The 15,344-nt window shown below is 58.8% G+C and carries 18 protein-coding genes and 1 pseudogene; 7 read left to right on the forward strand and 12 right to left on the reverse strand.

The annotated features are described in order from the left end of the window. Positions 1-11 precede the first annotated feature (11 nt). Positions 12-311, reverse strand: coding sequence for a hypothetical protein (locus HU764_RS13375; RefSeq protein WP_186676734.1), 300 nt, complete (start codon positions 309-311; stop codon positions 12-14). 273 nt (positions 312-584) lie between these two features. Between HU764_RS13375 and HU764_RS13380 the strand changes: the two genes are divergently transcribed. The 6 genes and pseudogenes from HU764_RS13380 to HU764_RS13400 all read left to right on the forward strand — a co-directional run bounded on the left by HU764_RS13380 (position 585) and on the right by HU764_RS13400 (position 6,686). Continuing rightward, entirely contained in the window at positions 585-1,298 is a 714-nt protein-coding gene (locus HU764_RS13380) for a hypothetical protein (protein ID WP_186676732.1), read from the forward strand. Positions 1,299-1,449: 151 nt separating this feature from the next. Further along, a complete protein-coding gene (locus HU764_RS13385) occupies positions 1,450-1,704 on the forward strand; it encodes a hypothetical protein (protein WP_027594844.1) in 255 nt (84 codons plus the stop codon). 107 nt (positions 1,705-1,811) lie between these two features. Further along, a pseudogene (locus HU764_RS27970) lies at positions 1,812-2,176 on the forward strand (site-specific integrase). Between the two features lie 509 nt (positions 2,177-2,685). Continuing rightward, positions 2,686-3,201: a sigma-70 family RNA polymerase sigma factor gene (locus HU764_RS13390; RefSeq protein WP_186702616.1), complete on the forward strand. Its 516-nt coding sequence runs from the start codon at positions 2,686-2,688 to the stop codon at positions 3,199-3,201. Then, on the forward strand, positions 3,198-4,151 hold the full coding sequence (locus tag HU764_RS13395; protein ID WP_420876191.1) for a FecR domain-containing protein: 954 nt from the start codon (positions 3,198-3,200) through the stop codon (positions 4,149-4,151). The genes HU764_RS13390 and HU764_RS13395 overlap by 4 nt, the downstream gene beginning before the upstream one ends. A gap of 105 nt (positions 4,152-4,256) precedes the next feature. Next, positions 4,257-6,686, forward strand: a complete 2,430-nt coding sequence (locus tag HU764_RS13400; protein WP_186702617.1) for a TonB-dependent siderophore receptor — start codon at positions 4,257-4,259, stop codon at positions 6,684-6,686. A 262-nt stretch (positions 6,687-6,948) separates the two neighbouring features. Here the strand turns inward: HU764_RS13400 and HU764_RS13405 are convergent, their stop codons facing one another. The 3 genes from HU764_RS13405 to HU764_RS13415 are packed head-to-tail and all read right to left on the reverse strand — an operon-like array spanning position 6,949 to position 8,844. Continuing rightward, positions 6,949-7,170, reverse strand: coding sequence for a hypothetical protein (locus tag HU764_RS13405; protein WP_338109070.1), 222 nt, complete (start codon positions 7,168-7,170; stop codon positions 6,949-6,951). Next, on the reverse strand, positions 7,152-8,426 hold the full coding sequence (locus tag HU764_RS13410) for a Y-family DNA polymerase (protein WP_186702618.1): 1,275 nt from the start codon (positions 8,424-8,426) through the stop codon (positions 7,152-7,154). Before HU764_RS13410 ends, HU764_RS13405 begins: the two co-directional genes overlap by 19 nt. Then, positions 8,416-8,844 carry a LexA family protein gene (locus tag HU764_RS13415; protein ID WP_085273408.1) on the reverse strand — a complete coding sequence of 143 codons (429 nt, stop codon included), beginning with the start codon at positions 8,842-8,844 and terminating at the stop codon, positions 8,416-8,418. Before HU764_RS13415 ends, HU764_RS13410 begins: the two co-directional genes overlap by 11 nt. A gap of 101 nt (positions 8,845-8,945) precedes the next feature. On the opposite strand from HU764_RS13415, the gene HU764_RS13420 reads away from it, so the two are divergent. Then, on the forward strand, positions 8,946-9,665 hold the full coding sequence (locus tag HU764_RS13420; RefSeq protein ID WP_186702619.1) for an SOS response-associated peptidase: 720 nt from the start codon (positions 8,946-8,948) through the stop codon (positions 9,663-9,665). Here HU764_RS13420 and HU764_RS27690 read toward each other — a convergent pair. The 8 genes from HU764_RS27690 to HU764_RS13455 form a co-directional block, all read right to left on the reverse strand. Then, the gene (locus tag HU764_RS27690; RefSeq protein WP_110160057.1) at positions 9,628-9,834 is read right to left on the reverse strand and encodes a hypothetical protein; all 207 of its coding nucleotides are present in this window, start codon (positions 9,832-9,834) and stop codon (positions 9,628-9,630) included. The two genes, HU764_RS13420 and HU764_RS27690, sit on opposite strands and share 38 nt — an antisense overlap. 28 nt (positions 9,835-9,862) lie before the next feature. Then, entirely contained in the window at positions 9,863-10,075 is a 213-nt protein-coding gene (locus HU764_RS13425; RefSeq protein ID WP_186702620.1) for a hypothetical protein, read from the reverse strand. Between the two features lie 77 nt (positions 10,076-10,152). Next, entirely contained in the window at positions 10,153-10,947 is a 795-nt protein-coding gene (locus HU764_RS13430; protein ID WP_186702621.1) for a DNA adenine methylase, read from the reverse strand. 165 nt (positions 10,948-11,112) lie between these two features. After that, on the reverse strand, positions 11,113-11,655 hold the full coding sequence (locus HU764_RS13435; protein ID WP_186702622.1) for a DUF2514 family protein: 543 nt from the start codon (positions 11,653-11,655) through the stop codon (positions 11,113-11,115). Next, the gene (locus HU764_RS13440) at positions 11,640-11,957 is read right to left on the reverse strand and encodes a ubiquitination-like system serine protease family protein (protein WP_186702623.1); all 318 of its coding nucleotides are present in this window, start codon (positions 11,955-11,957) and stop codon (positions 11,640-11,642) included. Before HU764_RS13440 ends, HU764_RS13435 begins: the two co-directional genes overlap by 16 nt. Next, on the reverse strand, positions 11,954-12,442 hold the full coding sequence (locus tag HU764_RS13445) for a glycoside hydrolase family 24 protein (protein WP_186702624.1): 489 nt from the start codon (positions 12,440-12,442) through the stop codon (positions 11,954-11,956). The genes HU764_RS13440 and HU764_RS13445 overlap by 4 nt, the downstream gene beginning before the upstream one ends. Positions 12,443-12,538: 96 nt before the next feature. Further along, positions 12,539-13,366, reverse strand: a complete 828-nt coding sequence (locus tag HU764_RS13450; RefSeq protein WP_186702625.1) for a hypothetical protein — start codon at positions 13,364-13,366, stop codon at positions 12,539-12,541. 29 nt (positions 13,367-13,395) lie between these two features. Continuing rightward, entirely contained in the window at positions 13,396-15,333 is a 1,938-nt protein-coding gene (locus HU764_RS13455) for a sialate O-acetylesterase (protein ID WP_186702626.1), read from the reverse strand. Positions 15,334-15,344 lie beyond the last annotated feature (11 nt).

Here is a 15,344-nt window from a genome sequence, read left to right on the forward strand (position 1 = left end):
TTCAGAGCTCGCTACTTAGCGCAGGCGAACTGTTCGGCCACGGGAATCGCATCGCTTGCTATCCGCCGTGCCCTGCCCACGCCCCACGCCAAGGCACGGGTCATCGATTCGCCTGGACGCGAATCGAATGCTTCTTCATGAATGGCCATGCCACTAGGGGCATAAACCCCGATGAACATCTGCGTATTGCCTGTTCGCGACAGTCGCACCTGGACATCGATGTAGCTGCCGTCACATAACGTTTCGTCGTGAGTCCGATGGTGAAGCGTCGGGTCAGCCCAGCCCCAGAAAACGTCGCCGCGAATCCGCATGTCGCCCCTCCTACGACTTTAGTTGTATACCTAAAGCCACCATAGCCAAAGGCAAACGGCGCGCAACTGTACTCAGTCGAAATGTGAGCTGAATCGGACAACTGGCAATCACCAGTAAACAAAGCGTTATTCGTTTGCCCACGCAGGCCATCACGTCATGCCAAATCAAGCACCGACCGTCGACGCCAGAGGTCGCTTGCACGGTGAATTTATGGCAATCTGCCGCGAAATCGAAAAGCAAAATCATGGAAACTAAATTTCAAGAGCACGCTAATGCCAGAAATTTCAGCAGATAACGCCAGCCTTATTCACAGCATTGCTACAACAACCGCCATCATTGCCGCCTTAGTCTCGGCCTGCGCGGTCATACTGGCGCACCTGACGTCCGAGGTGCAAAGCAGCGAGTCCGACAGGTCCATGGCCGAGGCCAGCCAACTGATCGCCACAGCCAACCAGTCCGCCGCCCAGTCCCAGTTGAAAATCGAAGAGCTCCTGCAACAGAACGCGGCGTTGACGGCACAACTGGACGCCGCGAAAAAAGAGCGCCAGGCCATTGAACATCGCCTGCGGCCTAGAAAGCTGACAGCGCAGGCACAGGCCGCGTTCCAGGCATTGGCGGCAGCGCTCGCAAAAGACAAAGTAGCCCCAACCGTACTGCTCAATATCGTCAGAAACGACGACGAAGCGTTGGCGTTCTCCAAGCAGATCGCCGTTGCCCTGACCAAAGCAGGCGTGCGGGTACAAATAAAGCAGTTGATGCTCACCAAAGAGGCCACGGGCGTTCAGGCAGTGCTGTATGACAGCCCGGGAAGCCAGCAAATCGAACGTGCGCTGAGGGCCGCTAATTTTGCAACGGACATCAGTCGATCGTCGCAAACACCGAAGATCAATATCGATGATGACGACAAGCCTGTTATTAGTGCGTTTATCAACGTGTTTCCAAAAGAGATGTCGTTAACGGACACTGCAGCGCCGCACGCAGACTAAAACTAACGATCATGACTGGCCACCCATCCAGCATGGACGCAAAGCCAGTAACTAACACGCCCGGCTCCGTAGTAGCGTTGCGCATTCTACGAACTTCCAGGTCCGTTAACTGCAAGCCCACGGACCTGGGCGATTCAGACCAGGAGGTCAAATGCGTGTTGAGGTGATAGACCAAGCGGCGATAGATTCGGCGCTGATTGCGTTTGCCCGCTATAAAATCGGAGAAACAAAAATCTTCGACCTAGAGCGTGCAATGAGCTTTGAAGTGGGTGAGGCTTTGTCCAAGAGCGGACTGGTGAGGTTCACCATTACACAGTCAGTGTCCGGCCGCTACCGCATCAGCGATGAAGGCGAAAACGCCATCACGGACGCTGGGCGGGCGCGCCTTAAGGTGATCCGAGGGTAAGCCCGCTTTTATGATCCGGTACAAACAGCTTCACCTCGGGCACTAAGGGCAACGCACGTTCCACTTACCCTAGAGGTGAAGCTGTGCTTCGGCGTGCGTCAAGAGGCATTGCACAACGCACACGGTCCTTTGGTGATATCGCCTGCCCGAGGCCCTTCGTGGTCCAACCAAGCAAAGGTGGGCTGTGGAGCTGCGATGCAAGTGTTACAATCCCCCCATTCAAATCAGCGCTCAAGCGCTGGACATCCGTGATCGCCGTCAGTACGACACCCGCCACACCTACGCAACCCTGTGCCTGATGCCTGGGATGAACCCTGCGTTCATCGCGAATCAGCTCGGCCATAGCGTTGAGATGGTGCTCTCTACCTACGCGAAATGGATCAGCTCCTCCTCGGACTGGAGGGAGCTGGAGAAGCTGCCGCCCCGCGTCGAATTGGCCCAAAATTGGCCCAAAACTGACACGAGGGCCTAAATACACCTCTGGAACCCCCGCAGGACAAGCACTTGATTTCTACCGCCAACATCACCATGCAGTTTTTCAGGGGTTTTTGGCGGTGCTAAAAGGTTGATTTTATTGGGCGAAACGCCCCTCCGCCCCCCTTCTTCCCCCATCAGTGGTATCAAAATTGGTATCACCTGGTAGCTGTCGCTGACTGTCCGCTTTCGACCCAAAGCGGACGTTGATGCGAGGGTTTCAGCCAGTACCCATCCTTCCTTGCAAACACGGGTCCGGCGCCTGACGCCACGTCTGCAAGGTGGGAAACACCGTTGCTGCGAGGGTCATACATTCCGTCAGAAAGCGGAAAGGGAGAATGCCAAGGCTATGTCATGGGACTACTCGGATACTGCACGGGTTGCCTCGGTCTCAAGTTCATTTAGAGCCCAGGATGCTTGTCTAGCGCGTGCTGCCAAAAATCCCATATTGCCAGGCACCACTCGCCCAACTAATAATAAGAGCAATTCCTATTTGAGATAGCTTTCATGTCGGCCGACTCGCCTGCCTCAAACTCTGTCGGCTCGCTCTACGCTGAGCATAGCCCTTGGCTCCTCGGCTGGTTGCGCAAACGCATGGGCAACCATTGCGATGCTGCCGATTTGGTACAGGATACGTTCGTCAAACTACTGAAAGCACGAACAGTGGATGAGATCCGCGAGCCGCGGCACTACCTGTCTAAGGTAGCCAAAGGCTTGATGATCGACCTGTTCCGCCGTCGCTCGCTCGAACAGGCGTATCTGGAGGCCTTGGCCAGCCTGCCTCCCGATCATGTTCCAAGTTCCGAGGCCCAGGCGATGATGTTCGATACCCTGGTCGAGCTGGACCGTATGCTGGCCGGCCTGGGTGCCAAGGTACGGGAAGTGTTCGTGCTGGCACAGTTAGAGGGCATCCCTTATGCGCAGATTGCTGAACGCCTGCATATTTCACTGCGCTCGGTGAACAACCATATGGCCAAGGCCATGGAGCATGTCTGCCTGATGCAGTGGGAGCAATTCGAGTGAGTAGCGTGCCGACGGCACCCCAGCGCCAGGCCATTCGTGAGGCGGCGCGGTGGTATACGCGACTGTCAGCCGAGGAGGCCGACAGGGATGATCAGGCGCGATGGCAGACTTGGTACGACAGCAGCCCGCTGCATCGTGAGGCGTGGCTGCGTATGCTGGCCGTCAGCGACAGCTTTTCCGGCTTGCCGGGCCGCCTTGCTGCGTCAACCTTGTTGGAGGCTGGGCATGCTCGTCGGCAAGTACTGTACGGGTTGGCCGTCCTGCTTGGCGGTGGCGTGCTCGGCGGCCTTGGCTGGCGCAGCGACGCACGCCAAGCCTGGACTGCTGACTACCGCACCGGTGTGGGAGAACTGCTTACATTGCGGTTGGGCGATGGCAGCCAGATGTCGATGGATACCGACACAGCCGTGGACCTTTATTTCGATGACCGGCAGCGACGCTTGGTAGTTCGCCGCGGCCAGGTGCTGATCAGCACGGCCCGCGATAGCATTGCCCGGCCGTTCATGGTGGACACCCGCGATGGCCGGGTGCTCGCGCTGGGTACTCGATTCATGGTCAGTGTCGACGACCTGAACAGTGAAGTGGCGGTGCTGGAAAAGGCCGTCGAGGTTTCTGCAAGCGGTAGGCATGGCGTGCGCCTGGAAGCCGGCCAACGGGCAACGTTCGGGCCGCAGGGAGTGGGTCCGCTGCGTGCCAACGATGCCGCTGTGGCTGCTTGGGCGCAAGGCAGCCTGGTGGCCATCGACACGCCATTGGCAGAGTTGCTGGCGCAGCTGTCACGCTACCGTCCCGGTTTGTTGAGTTGCGACCCGGCAGTGGCGCGAATGAAAATCTCCGGCGCATTTCCCATTAGCGACACCGATCTGGCCCTGACCGCGCTGGAAAATGCCTTTCCACTCAAAGTCCTACGGCGCACTCGCTTCTGGGTGACTGTGGTGCCAAACAGCTGACCGCTGCTCGCAGATGAAATATTTTTTTGGCAGTTTGCACTTTTCTGGCCGCTCGTTCGGCTTTTCCTCCCATATGTTCAATTGAATGTTCCTGGGGAGGGAAACATGAGCACCACGCAACATCCAGCACTGGCGTTAGCGGTTCACCTGGCCGTGGCTGGGCTGTGCACCGGTCTGGGCAGTGCAATCGCTGCACCGGCAACTTACGAGCAGACCCGCACCTACGACATAGCGCCCGGCCTGCTGACCGAGGTATTGGGACAATTCGCAAGCGCCGCCGGGGTAGTGCTGTCGTTCGACGGGGCCAACACCTCGGGGCGACGTTCCGCCGGGCTTAAGGGCAGCTATAACGTCGAAAGCGGTTTTGCCACTCTACTTGCCGGCAGCAACCTACAGGCAGTGCGCCAGGCGAACGGCGTTTACTTGCTGGTAGCGGGAGGGGAAGGTGCTGTAGTGCTTGGTGCTACTAGCATCACCGGGCAGGCGCTAGGCAGTACCACCGAAGGAACGGGTTCTTACACTACGGGCGCTTTGCAGAGCGCCACCAAGTTGCCTCTGTCCATACGCGAAACACCCCAGTCGGTAACGGTCATTACACGCCAGCGCATGGACGATCAGTCAATGCGCAGCCTTGATGATGTGGTGCAAGCCACGCCTGGCCTGCGTATGTCGGCGGCACGCCCTGCCAACAGTGAATACTTCTCGCGCGGTTTTCCCATCACCAATCTGATGTTTGACGGTCTGCCGACCACCTACAACGCTGACTGGGTTGCAGCGGCTGACATGGCCCCTTACGACCGCGTCGAGATCGTGCGCGGCGCTACCGGCATGATGCAGGGCGCGGGTAACCCGTCGGCGGCCATCAACATGGTGCGCAAAAGGCCCACCCAACAGTTCCAGGGCAGCATTACCGGCTCGGCGGGTAGTTGGGACAACTACCGAGGTGAACTTGATCTCAGTGGCCCGCTCAACGAAAGCGCTAGCGTGCGTGGCCGTTTCGTGGGCGCTTACCAAGACAAGGACAGCTATCAGGACTACTCAGGCCGTGAGCGGGGCCTGTTCTATGGCATCACCGAGTTCGACCTGACCGACAGCACTACGCTGACCTTGGGTGCATCGAATCAGAACGACAATAACAACATCAACTGGGGTGGGCTGCCGGTCAACCGGGACGGCAGCCACGTCGGTTACTCCCGCTCCACCAACGTCGGTTACGACTGGAGTTATCAGGATATCGACAACACGACGGTGTTCGCTGAGCTTGATCACCGATTTGACAACGACTGGCGCCTGCACCTGGCAGCGTCCAAGAACTGGTCCGATTTCGCTATGCAGGGGGCAGTGTTCGAGCGCACCGGCACGCCTGCTGCGGAGGTCTTTCGCCAGCGGGTGTTCAACCAACGTCGCGACTACGATCAATCCACGTACGATCTGTATGCCACCGGGCCGTTCAAGCTGTTCGATCGTCAACATGAACTGGTGGTGGGTGCCAGCAAGCGTGAAGTCAAGACCAGCGCACACGGCGGCACAGTATTCCTGCCTGTCGACAACCTGTTCAGCGTCAATTCCGGCGGTGTAAGCAAACCTTCCGTGGCTGATATTTACACCCTCAGTGAGCATGTCGAACAGGAAGGGGTGTATGCAACCACACGACTGAGCCTTGCTGACCCGCTCAAGCTAATTGTGGGCGCGCGCCTGGACTGGTACGACAACCAGTCGGTGTACAGCGAGATCAACGATGGTTACTACACCAACGCCGACTACAAGGTCACCCGTAATGTTACCCGCTACGCTGGCGTCATCTACGACTTGGACGATCATCACTCGGTCTACGCCAGTTACACCGATATCTTCATGCCCCAGTCGGAACTCGCACGTGACGCCTCCATCATCCGACCGATCGAAGGCAAGAACTACGAAATCGGTATCAAGGGTGAATACTTAGATGGCGCGCTCAATGCCAGCATGGCCATCTTCCAGATCGACCAGGAGAACCGTGCGGCAGAGTCGTCGGACCAGGCCGGCTGCACCGTCTTCACCTGCTACGAAGCATCCGGAAAAGTTCGGACGCAAGGTATCGACCTGGAATTGATGGGGGCGTTGAGCCCAAATTGGCAAGTTGCCGCTGGCTATACCTACTCGCAAACCCAGTACCGCAAGGATGCCGACAACGCCAAAGAAGGCACCAAGTTCGACACCGATCTGCCCGAGCACCTGTTCAAGCTCAGCACCACCTACACCTTGCCGGGTGATCTGCATAAGTGGCGTATCGGCGGCAATGTCTATGCCCAAAGCAGCATTTTCAACAAAGGTTCGAACGCGTTCGGCAACTACCACATCGATCAGGGAGCCTACGCTGTTTATGGGCTGATGGCCGGCTACAAGGTAAGCGAGAAGCTCGACACACGGCTGAACGTCAACAATGTGTTCGACAAGAAGTACTATCAGGGGATTGCCAGCAATAACACGTGGAGCCCCTACGACGTTTACGGTGAGCCACGCAACTTCACCGTGACGGCCAAGTACAGCTTCTGATTCGGAGCGAATGCGGATGTTTGGGTAGCCGCTAACGATGCAACGCTGACAACTGGGTAAGTGGGCCGCTTTGCGGTCCGGCGCTGCCTAACTCGGCACCCACAGGTACAGCGCAGGTCTGGCGACTGATGCGCTTCCTGTGGGCGCTGGATTGCCGGTGGTGAGGCTGATAAGCCAGCGCGGTGGGTCAGTGTCCGCTATGGGTCGATAGCTGTCACTTGCTACCCTTTGCCTTCTCCACATAGCCGTTCACAAAGACGGCTCAAGCGACCTCCTCATGCTCGATCAGCGCCCACAGCCTGGCCGACTCGGTGAACTCCAGCATGTCAGCCAACTGGTCTGCGTCAACGTCGCTGCGTCGGTGCGCTGAAATCGCTAGCTCAACGAGCAGCGCGGCCCTGCCATCGGGATCGGTCAACAAGGCAGGCTGGTCATTCAACTCGGCCAGCCAACCCGATGGCAGGCTCAACACTTCACCGTCCACAGCTGATCGATCCTCGTCGTGTAGGATTGACTCATCATCTCCCTCCTCATTCCCCAGTCTGGCGTCGCTGGCACGCTCGCGGCCCGCATTGTCCCCCTCCCCCAGCGCTCGTTGATGTCATCCATCACCTGCATCAGTCGGTCACATGCCACTGATTGCTTAAGCGCAAACAAGTCCTCTGAAAATTCACCCGGTTGCCGCAGGTCCATCAGCAGTACCTCGGCCTTGCTGTACCGAAATCCGGGCCTAAAGATACGGTCGACCGCTTCTGTTGCCAACCGGGTCATCAGCAGCGTGTCGCAGGTGGGATATGGAAGCTCAACCAGGGCGCCCTGAGCGTGGTGCGCCTCGTCCGGGTTGAACATGCCGGTGCGGATGCTGACGCGCATGCGCTTGCACACTGAACCCTGGGCCCGGAGCTTTTCCGCTGCTCGGCCAACGTACGTAGCCACTGCCTGCTTGATGGGCGCCAGCTCAGTAAGACGCTTCCCGAACATTCGGCTGCAGCAGATTTCCTGTTTCGGGGGCTCGGCCTCGTCCAGCTCCAAGCACGGCGTACCAGCCAGCTCGCGGGCAGTCTTCTCCACCACCACACTGAATTTCTGTCGCAGCGTCCAGGCATCAGCCTTGGCTAGATCCATCGCCGTGTGGATGCCCATCGCCTCGAGGTGGGCGGTCATCCGCCGGCCTACGCCCCACACCTCTTTCACTTCGGTATTCCGTAGTACCCAGTCGCGCTTGAACGGATCGGTGATATCCACCACTCCTCCGGTTTGTGCCTGCAGTCGTTTGGCGGTGTGATTGGCTAGCTTCGCGAGTGTCTTTGTGCCGGCAATGCCGACACCCACGGGGATTCCGGTGCACTGGAGAATCCTAGACCGCAGCTTTCGCCCGAACTGGGTCAGGTTTTCCTGAATACCCGATAGGTTTGCGAAGCACTCGTCGATGCTGTAGATCTCGGTGGCAGGCACCATCGACTCAATCAGCGTCATGACGCGCTCGCTCATGTCACCGTACAGCGCGTAGTTACTGCTGAAAGCCATGATGCCGTACCGGCGTAGCTTGTCCTTCGCCTGGAAAAACGGTTCGCCCATCTTCACGAAAGGCTTTGCATCGTATGACCTGGCAATCACGCAGCCATCGTTGTTGCTCAGTACGACGATCGGGGTCTTGGCCAGGTCTGGTCGAAACACTCGCTCGCAACTCGCGTAGAACGAGTTGCAGTCGATAAGCGCAAACACCTGGTCACTGCGCATGATCACGAACGCTGTAACGCACAACGCCCCATACGACGAGATCATCGCCTTCCATGATGTACCGAGGCGGATACGCCGGATTCTCCGACTTGAGGATCACCACGCCGTCGCGTCGGTGCAAACGCTTGCACACCGGCTCGCTGTTAACGGCAGCAATGACAATGTCGTCGTGCTCTGCCTCACGGCCGCGGTCTACGATGACGAGGTCGCCAGAGTAGATGCCAGCGCCTTGCATGCTGTCGCCTTCAACTTTTACCAGATACACATGGGGCGCGCGGAGGTCGAATAGCTCATCAAGGGAAATATGACCTTCCAAATGGTCCGCAGCAGGCGAAGGGAAACCGGCTGGGACGTGAAACGAATACAGCGGTAGCGGTTCGGTACCGCCAGTGGGCGTACCAAGAAATGTGATGGTCATGATGGAAGGTCCAATGCAAACTGTATGCATATACAGTAAATCCGGCATCGGTCGCCCGGTCAATCCTAGGCGGCGAAAATTCTGACGGGCGAGAGGTAGATATGTGCGGACGGTACTCGATCTACGAGTCAATGGATCACTACCTGCGCCAGCTATCGCTGGACCTGGTCGTGATAAATGGCTACGACCACGAGCCAATCAGTCGCTACAACGTGGCGCCGACTACCCGCGTCGAGGTCATACGCCAGGTAGATGGTGGACTGTGCGTGGATCGGGTCAAGTGGGGATGGTCGCCATTTTGGGCGAAGGGGAAACGTCCTGATCCGATCAATGCTCGGGCCGAGACAGTGGTGACAGGAAAATTCTTTAAGGGCCTGTGGCCGAACGGCAGAGCCCTGGCGCCTGCAAATGGCTGGTTTGAGTGGCTCCCTGATCTAGCGGACCCGAAGCGCAAACAGCCCTACTACATCACGGGCGCCGACGGCGCCCCGCTGTACTTCGCTGCACTTGCTGAGGTGCACCAGAGCCTCGAGCCGGATGAGCACGATGGGTTCGTGATCATCACAGCAGCAGCCGATCAAGGGCTCGTAGACATCCACGACAGAAAGCCCCTAGTGCTGACGCCAGAAGTGGCCAAGGAATGGTTAGACCCAGCCACAACGCCTGAGCGCGCGGCGGAGATCGTCGAGGCAGGATGCCGGCCCGCTCAGGATTTTCGCTGGTTCCCTGTAGGTAAAGCGGTCGGCAACGTGCGCAACCAAGGGCCAGAACTGATTGAACCGGTCAGTGAGGAGAGCCGCCAGGGCGACCTAGAGCTCTAAGCTGGTAGTCGGTGACTGCCTGGAATTGGGATTCTGCGATCAGTCGTAGTCGCTCAATCTCAAGGGGTGACGCGCCATCGGTCTGTGCTTGGTGATAACGCTTCAGTGCTTCGACTGCATCGGTGTACATCGGATGATCTGGGAACAGTACCGAAGGAGCTGTTGACATTACGGAGCCCTCTTTCAGCAGTCGCTTTTCAATGGATAGTATCAGGCGGATGTTTGGCTTCGATCAGCTGAAAATCGATGACTGCATGGTAGAGGGAGTCCGCGACAAGGCGTAGCCGCTGCACCTCTTCAGCAGGCGCCTTAGCGGCCTCAGCTGCCCGGAGCTCCCTCATGGCGTCGATCGCCTGCTGAATCAGAGCCTCGCCGGCCTCAACAATCCCAATGAAAGAACGCTTGACCACAAGTCACTCCTAGCAGCTGATAACAAGCATAGGGTAAAACGAGCCAAGCATCTGCAAAGGACAAAAAACTCTGTATTTCAGAACAGTTGCCCCAACTCCGCTGGCGTCCAGTTCATGATAATTAACTCACCGGCCATCTCAGCCTTGCCCTGACGCTGGTTGGTCGTTGTGTAGCGAATATCCACGCACTCAAAGTGGAAGCCATCGAAAACACGGCGAATATCAGGGTGATCGTTGATGCTCACCATCACCTTGCCTTTGCATGTGCGCATGAACTCGGCCATGCGCTCATATTGATCGAACGGGAAGTCGACCCCATATCCTGCGGTCTGCCAATAAGGCGGATCCATGTAGAAGAACGTATGCGCTCGATCATAACGCTCAGCGCAGTCGAGCCATGAAAGGTTCTCCACGTAGGTGCCGGCCATCCTTTGCCAGGCTGCAGAAAGGTTCTCTTCTATGCGCAGCAGGTTGATGGCAGGGCCAGTGGTGGCGGTACCGAATGTCTGCCCAGTAACCTTCCCAGCGAAGGCGTGCTGCTGCAGATAGAAGAAACGGGCCGCGCGCTGGATATCGGTCAGCGTCTCCGGTCTCGCCATCTTTTTCCACTCGAAGATCTGCCGTGACGACAGCGCCCATTTGAACTGCCGGACAAATTCCTCCAGATGGTTCTGGACTACTCGGTATAGATTCACCAGGTCGCCGTTGAGATCATTCAAGACCTCCACTTGGGCGGGTTGCGGGCGCATGAAATAGAGGGCGGCGCCGCCGGCGAAGACCTCGACATAGCATTCATGAGCAGGGAAAAGCGGAATCAAGCGGTCGGCCAGGCGGCGCTTGCCGCCCATCCAAGGGATAATTGGGTTAGTCAATTTGCAAACCTTTACTGTATGGATAAACAGGTGCTAGGCTCGCCGTGCTTTGTGCACAGAGCGGGAGCCTTGGCTGGGCTTGCAGGTATGGTCTGCGGGTTCGGCGGTCAGCAGGGATGTTGACGCATCCCCGGTGGCCGCTCTCTTTGCATGAAGCTTTCGAATTTATTCGCGGGCACTTACTGCCGCCCGCTTTGCGACTAGGGCGTCATACTCACGCTCGCACTGCTGGCCGGCAACTCTGGCCTGGTCAAGCGCTGCCGCCAGCTCTCCCGCTCTTTCGTCAGCCCGTGCGAGCAGGTCGGAGAGCACCATGGCGGCGCGGGTGGTTGCCTGGCCTCGGCCGACAGCGGCGGTATCCAGGCCGGGGCAACTGACGGCGGCGGCGAACTGGCCGGCTTCACTGCGCAACCGCTGGCCAGCAGAATCGGCGCCAGCAGCACCAGCATAAGCAATCGTTCGTTCTTCATGGGCATGGGCTCTCGCCTCCTCCTGCGCTTTGGCGCGTCGTTGCTCTTCCTGCCTTGCCTGTGCTGCAGCTCGCTGGTCACGCTCGGCCACCTCCAGGCGGTAGTCGGCCATCTGGCCGCGCGCGGCACCGGTTTCACCCTGGGCGACCAGGACGCGATACTGCTGACCAGCGGCGACAAGCAGCAGCGCTGCCAGCCACCAGCGCCAGGTCAGCACAAGCCTCAACAACTGCGCCATGACGCCTCCCAATCCGGCAGGTCCACCGTCTGGCCGGCCAGCGCGTGGGTGCAGTCGGCGAGGTACTGGATGCGACCATCGGTGACGAACGAGTGGCACACCTTGGCCTCTTCCCACTCATTCCAGCGCACCAGAACCGACGGGGTGAAGGTCGGAGCCTCGGGGTTCTCGTTGTAGCCCCAGCGCGGACCTGGTCCCAAGCCGACCTTCACACTGTGCGGCTGGTCACAGCCCTTGCAGAAGAACCACAGCGAGCCGTCATGGGCCTGGCCCAGGCAGCGGCCTATCGTTTTGATGGTCATGACAGCCCCCCGCCAAGTTCGACCCAGCGCCCAAGCAGCTTGTCCAGGCGGTACGGGTTCTGGCCGTAGTTGTTGCCGGGAAAGCTCGCCCAGATGTTCGAGCACTTGGCGACGGCCTGCTGGATGCGGCCTGCCTTGATGTCGTCCAGGGCCTTGCGCTCTCGGATCTGCTGCAGCGCGATACGGTCCTGGTTCTCCGGCGTGAATCCGCCAGCCAGGTGTAGGCTCACCCGGTACGCATCCCAGTAGCGCTCGAGCAGTTGGTACCGGCCTGCTGCCGTGCTGGTCACCGGCTTGCCGTTGATGGGGAAAGTCAGCCTGCGCCGCGGGTGATCGGCATAGCCTTGGAACAGGCCGCCGCCGTACAACACGTTGTACCCGTCGTCGCTTGCCCTCACGATTGAGGTGCCTTCAAAGAAAGCGATGAGGTCTAGAAACCGGAGCACGTTCGCGCCTCCGGCCTGGGTTTCGGTGAGTCTGGCCATGTTTTCTCCAGGCACAAAAAAACCCGCGCTTGGCGGGCTGCATGAATTTCAGGCACAAAAAAACCGCTCAAGGCGGCCGCTTTTTCCTGGCTTGGATCAAGCAATATTGTAGTAGGTTTTCAACTCACCAACCAAAGCCTTCAGCTGTGATGCGCCCAGCTCGGTCGAAAGCAGCGATTCACCAAATGTGTACACGTCACCCACTTTAGAGTTGCGCAAGCTGTTGTTGCTGTTGCGGTAACCAATTTCCAGCACGGCGGCTGCTGAGGGCGTCGGTGTCGCCACCGTTTCCGTGGCCCGGGTGAATGTGTCAGCGTCGTTCATCGATAGGGAGATGACCCGGGTTTCATGGTTGTAGTCGGCGACAAAGATGCCCCACTCTGTGGCCGGGATTTCTTCAGAGACCGACGTGAACTCACCAGAGCCCGTCACCAAGTTATTGCGCACATCGACCACGGCGTATTGCATCCCATAAGCACGGAAGACGCGGCGCGTAGGCGCGCCGCCGTCGAAGCCCAAGATAAAATTCGTTAGGTAGTTGCCAAGGCGATCCGCCGAGTCAAGCGAGCATGCTGCGACGACCGTGTAGGAGCGAGTCAGGCTGCCTGCCGGTAATGCGATCGATGCTGCAACACCTTGGCCACCCGATGCTGCGGGACCGGAGTAAAGCCCTTCGCGCCCACCCACGGTCACAATTTGCCAGCGATCGGCTCCGGCACCCATCGGGGTGAGAGGCTGGCCGGTGAGGCGGCACCGCCCTGAAACACCGCCACCGCTCAGCGGGGTCATACTTCTGGCGCTGACTACGTGCTTGAGCGAAGCAATCTGAGTGGCCACGGCATCCGGCCCGGTCATGATGATGCGAGGTGCTCCAGCTGCCGCAGCGGCGGTAACTCCTGGTAAGCGAATAAGTTGACCAGCCATTGATTTTTTCCTTCAGTCGGTAATCGGTATTAAGCAGCTTGAACTGCAATGCGCTGGTGACAGGCCCAGTTGTAGACAGGTCGCCCGTGGCCGTCTCGGTCTTGGCTGTTATCGCGCAGACAGGAGCGAGCGCCGGTGGTCGGGCCTAGTGGCTGTCCCGGGATGCCGGCGTCAGCAATACCGATGTAGGGGTTTGCTCCGGTCGGTACCGCGCTCAGGGTGATCTCCAGCAAGTTCCCGCCAAGTAGGCGAACCTTCGTCACGTTCGCGCTTCCTGCATCGTCCACGTAGCGCACGCCCCAGTTGCCAGGGTCACTGACATTGCCAGTGTCGACAGTCAGTGCACCGGAGGGCGTGTGGAACCGAACAACGATCAAGTTGCCGGTCCTGACGGCCGACATGGCGTGCGTGGGCAGCCAGCGCCCGCCGCGGCTCAGCGTCTCCGCCGCGCGCATGTGCATACAGCCGATGCGGGTATAGCTATCACCAGTGAGGTGTGTGCCGTCGACGTTACTGGGCACCCAGTACTTTGGGCCAGCGCAGACGAAGCATTCCGGGTAATCCAGCGCTGCCTGTAGTTGCGCGAGCGGCACGAAGCTGCTTGCCATCCCGTAGTTGGTGAAGTTGCTCATCTGATCGAGCAGCAAGGGTACGGTCCTTCCTTGGACAGCTGCCGCGCGGATGTCGGTGTCGAGGTCAGACTGCAGTTGGAGCAAAGCGCTAAGGTATGCAGCCTGGGACAGGTTGCGATCGGCCTCGCCCTGTATCCAGTCAACGAATGGAACCTCGTATCCGAGACCAAGCCGGGTCGCTTCCGCTTTTGCCGAAGCGACGGCTGTCAGGAGGTTGTTGTAATACAGCGTGCCCTTACTAAGCTGCGCGATGCTCCGCCCGTTGCGCCCGTGTGCACTCGTAAGCAGGCCAGCGTTTGCTGGGATTCCGCGCAGGCGGTTGAGCTGCCCAGACAGTTGCACCACCGGGACCTCACGAACCGAGCTGATCAGCGGCCTGAAAGGGGCAACCATCGCATCAGTCAGAGTGGTGTCCTGGTCCGCTAGCATCACCCCACTCTGAATAGTCAGCAGCCGATTCGCCGTGGGCGGCTGCGTGGTCTGTACGACACTGGTGTCGCCCATCGCCAATGACTGTCCATACCCAATGATATGCAGCAGGGTCTGCACGAAGGGCGCCAGCGACCCCGCAATCGGAACGTCTACGGTCACCGATGAGACCGATCCGCTGCGCCTGACATAGGACAGTCGGCCACTCGATACCTGAGGCGAGAAGTTGTCGCCGCTGGAAGTGACCTGATATGGGGCGCCATCCACCAGCACCCAGATATCCTGGCCGCCTACAGGGCCGTCTGCGTAAGCAGCCACGGTGCCGGTGCTTTGGCCGAACGTAACAACCTCCCCGCTCCATTTGATGCCAAGGAGCACTACTCCTTGGGAATCGACCACTGCCCAGGCGTAGTCACCCAGCAGGTCCAAGCCCGGCAGAGTGTCGAGAAGCGCATGAGCTGCTCCGTTTTCCTTGACGCCAAGGATGGCTCGATAATCCTTGTCCACTACCGCCCATGGCATGCCGTCAACCAATGAGCGTGGCGGAATCTGGCTGAGTGCAGTATTGGCAAGTCCAATGGCGCTCCGGGTGGTTTCAGTGTTTGGGTAGCTATCGACGTAAACTGCGCCTCCGGCGACGTTCCTGTATACCTTCACATACTCATCTTGAGCGCTGGAGAGCACGCTGAAGTTGGTGCCATCAACTGTCCCTACCAGTCCCTCTTCAACGGACGTATACGGCATCGCACCACCCAGCAAGGTCGACAGGTTAGCCATCACCATTGCATGGGAGGGGCGGAACATGCCGGGCGACACCTCCACCATCTTTACTTCCGGCGACAGTAGAAGCTCGTCTGTCTTGTCGATCGTTTGGGTCAAGCGCGCGAGATCTTCGGCTCCGCTCATGTTTACTCCAG

The organism is Pseudomonas kermanshahensis (assembly GCF_014269205.2).
GTDB classification, from domain to species: Bacteria; Pseudomonadota; Gammaproteobacteria; order Pseudomonadales; family Pseudomonadaceae; genus Aquipseudomonas; species Aquipseudomonas kermanshahensis.

Bases quoted from the DNA above. Each gene is read 5' to 3' on its own strand.
- HU764_RS13375 (WP_186676734.1), bottom strand. From the start codon at position 311: ATGCGGATTCGCGGCGACGTTTTCTGGGGCTGGGCTGACCCGACGCTT.
- HU764_RS13380 (WP_186676732.1), top strand. From the start codon at position 585: ATGCCAGAAATTTCAGCAGATAACGCCAGCCTTATTCACAGCATTGCT.
- HU764_RS13385 (WP_027594844.1), top strand. From the start codon at position 1,450: ATGCGTGTTGAGGTGATAGACCAAGCGGCGATAGATTCGGCGCTGATT.
- HU764_RS13390 (WP_186702616.1), top strand. From the start codon at position 2,686: ATGTCGGCCGACTCGCCTGCCTCAAACTCTGTCGGCTCGCTCTACGCT.
- HU764_RS13400 (WP_186702617.1), top strand. From the start codon at position 4,257: ATGAGCACCACGCAACATCCAGCACTGGCGTTAGCGGTTCACCTGGCC.
- HU764_RS13410 (WP_186702618.1), bottom strand. From the start codon at position 8,426: ATGCGCAGTGACCAGGTGTTTGCGCTTATCGACTGCAACTCGTTCTAC.
- HU764_RS13415 (WP_085273408.1), bottom strand. From the start codon at position 8,844: ATGACCATCACATTTCTTGGTACGCCCACTGGCGGTACCGAACCGCTA.
- HU764_RS13420 (WP_186702619.1), top strand. From the start codon at position 8,946: ATGTGCGGACGGTACTCGATCTACGAGTCAATGGATCACTACCTGCGC.
- HU764_RS27690 (WP_110160057.1), bottom strand. From the start codon at position 9,834: ATGTCAACAGCTCCTTCGGTACTGTTCCCAGATCATCCGATGTACACC.
- HU764_RS13435 (WP_186702622.1), bottom strand. From the start codon at position 11,655: ATGGCGCAGTTGTTGAGGCTTGTGCTGACCTGGCGCTGGTGGCTGGCA.
- HU764_RS13440 (WP_186702623.1), bottom strand. From the start codon at position 11,957: ATGACCATCAAAACGATAGGCCGCTGCCTGGGCCAGGCCCATGACGGC.
- HU764_RS13445 (WP_186702624.1), bottom strand. From the start codon at position 12,442: ATGGCCAGACTCACCGAAACCCAGGCCGGAGGCGCGAACGTGCTCCGG.
- HU764_RS13450 (WP_186702625.1), bottom strand. From the start codon at position 13,366: ATGGCTGGTCAACTTATTCGCTTACCAGGAGTTACCGCCGCTGCGGCA.
- HU764_RS13455 (WP_186702626.1), bottom strand. From the start codon at position 15,333: ATGAGCGGAGCCGAAGATCTCGCGCGCTTGACCCAAACGATCGACAAG.